This window comes from Streptomyces sp. NPDC047869 (genome assembly GCF_040704065.1).
Lineage (GTDB): Bacteria > Actinomycetota > Actinomycetes > Streptomycetales > Streptomycetaceae > Streptomyces.
This window is the reverse complement of the sequence record NZ_JBEYRK010000071.1, coordinates 1-1,725: the sequence shown is the minus strand read 5'-3', so window position 1 is coordinate 1,725 and position 1,725 is coordinate 1. Positions and strand designations below refer to the sequence as shown.

General features: G+C 70.6%; 2 protein-coding genes. Both read right to left on the bottom strand.

Going from position 1 to position 1,725, the window contains the following annotated elements; genetic code table 11:
* Positions 1-1,019: zinc-dependent alcohol dehydrogenase (locus AB0924_RS38560; RefSeq protein WP_366913985.1), on the bottom strand; the 1,019-nt coding region annotated here is incomplete at its 3' end.
* The coding region (locus AB0924_RS38555; RefSeq protein WP_366913984.1) for an SRPBCC family protein at positions 1,016-1,725 on the bottom strand (710 nt) is incomplete at its 5' end. The genes AB0924_RS38555 and AB0924_RS38560, both read right to left, overlap by 4 nt.

Below are 1,725 nucleotides of genomic sequence, written 5' to 3'. Positions count from 1 at the left end.
TTCTGCACGTGGCACTGTCCGGTGCGCAGGGTCAGGGACCGGTTCATCCAGGCGCCCGCGGGGAATTTGTCGATCAGTCCGCCGTAGACGCCGATGACCGACACCACGCCGCCGCTGCGGCAGGACAGGATGGCCTGGCGCAGGGCGTGTGGCCGGTCGGTCTCGGAGCGGACCGCCTGCTTGGCGCGGTCGTAGAGGTGGACGTGGGTGGCGCCGTGTGTGGCCTCCATGCCGACCGCGTCGATGCACTTGTCGGGGCCCCGGCCGCCGGTGAGTTCGAGCAGTGCCGAGCGTACGTCGGTGTCCTCGAAGTTGATGGTGGTGTAGCCCTGGGCGGCGGCCATGTCGAGCCGGTAGGTCTCCTTGTCGATCGCGATGACCTTTTCCGCGCCCAGGACCCGGGCGCTGTCCATGGCGAACTGGCCGACCGGGCCGGCGCCCCAGACGGCGACGACGTCACCTTCCTGGATGTCGCACATGTCGGCGCCCATGTATCCGGTCGGCAGGATGTCGGACAGGAACAGCACCTGCTCGTCGGTGAGGTCCGGCCCGATCTTCAGGACGTTGGCGTCGGCGAGCACCACGCGGGCGTACTCGGCCTGGCCGCCGGCGAAGCCGCCGGTGAGGTGGGAGTAGCCGTAGATGCCGGCGGTGGGGTGGCCGAAGAACTTCTCCGAGATGCCGGCGTTGGGGTTGGTGTTCTCGCAGCACGAGTACAGCTCCGCGCGGCAGGACGCACAGGCGCCGCAGGCGATGGGGAAGGGCACGACGACCCGGTCGCCGACGCGCAGTTTGTCGCTGACGCCGGGGCCGACCTCGACGATCTCTCCCATGAACTCGTGGCCCATGACGTCGCCCTTTTCCATGGTGGGGACGTAGCCGTCGAGCAGATGGAGGTCGGAGCCGCAGATCGCCGTGGAGGTGATCTTCACGATGGCGTCGCGGCTGTTGAGGATCGACGGGTCGGGGACGTCCTGCACCTCGACCGAGTTGCGTCCCGTCCAGCAGTTCGCCTTCATGCCAGGGCCTCCTTCAGCTCGTCCTCGGTCAGCGGTCGGGCCGGGTGCTGCGGGAACTCGCCGCGGGCCCGCTTGCCGCCGGGCGCGCCCTCGGAGCGGACGACCTCGCCGGTCTCCACGATCTGCTTGAAGCGGCGCAGGTCGTCGTCCAGCTGCTGGTGCGGTTCCTCGCCGAAGTAGCGCGCCGCGGCCTTGCCCACCGCTCCGCCGGGCAGGTCGTAGCGCAGGGTCACCCGGATCTCCGTGCCCCGGCCGCCGGGGGCGGGCACGAAGCGGACCTCGCCGGAGTTGTCGATGTCGGCGCCGTCCACCGACCGCCAGGCGATCAGCCGGCCGGGGACGTCCTGCGTGGTCTCGGCGTCCCACTCGACCGCCTTGCCGAACGGCGCGCCGGCCCGCCAGTGACTGGTGCGCGGACCGGTGACGCGCACCTCGTCCAGGTGCGCCATGAAGTCCGGCAGCCGCGTCAGATCCTTCCAGAGGGCGTAGACCTCGTCCGGGGACTGGACGACGGTGGTGGCCGCGGTCAGTTCCATGGGGGTGCTCCTGCGGGTGCGGGTCACGGCCGCGTAGACGTCCGTGGCCGTGATGGCGGTGACCGCGGCGGTCGCGGCAACGGTGCGGTCGAGGCCGCGACCGTTGTGGTTCCTCAGGGCCCGGGTCAGCATCGTCAGATCCATGAGATCGCCGCCGACGCGGCCCCAGA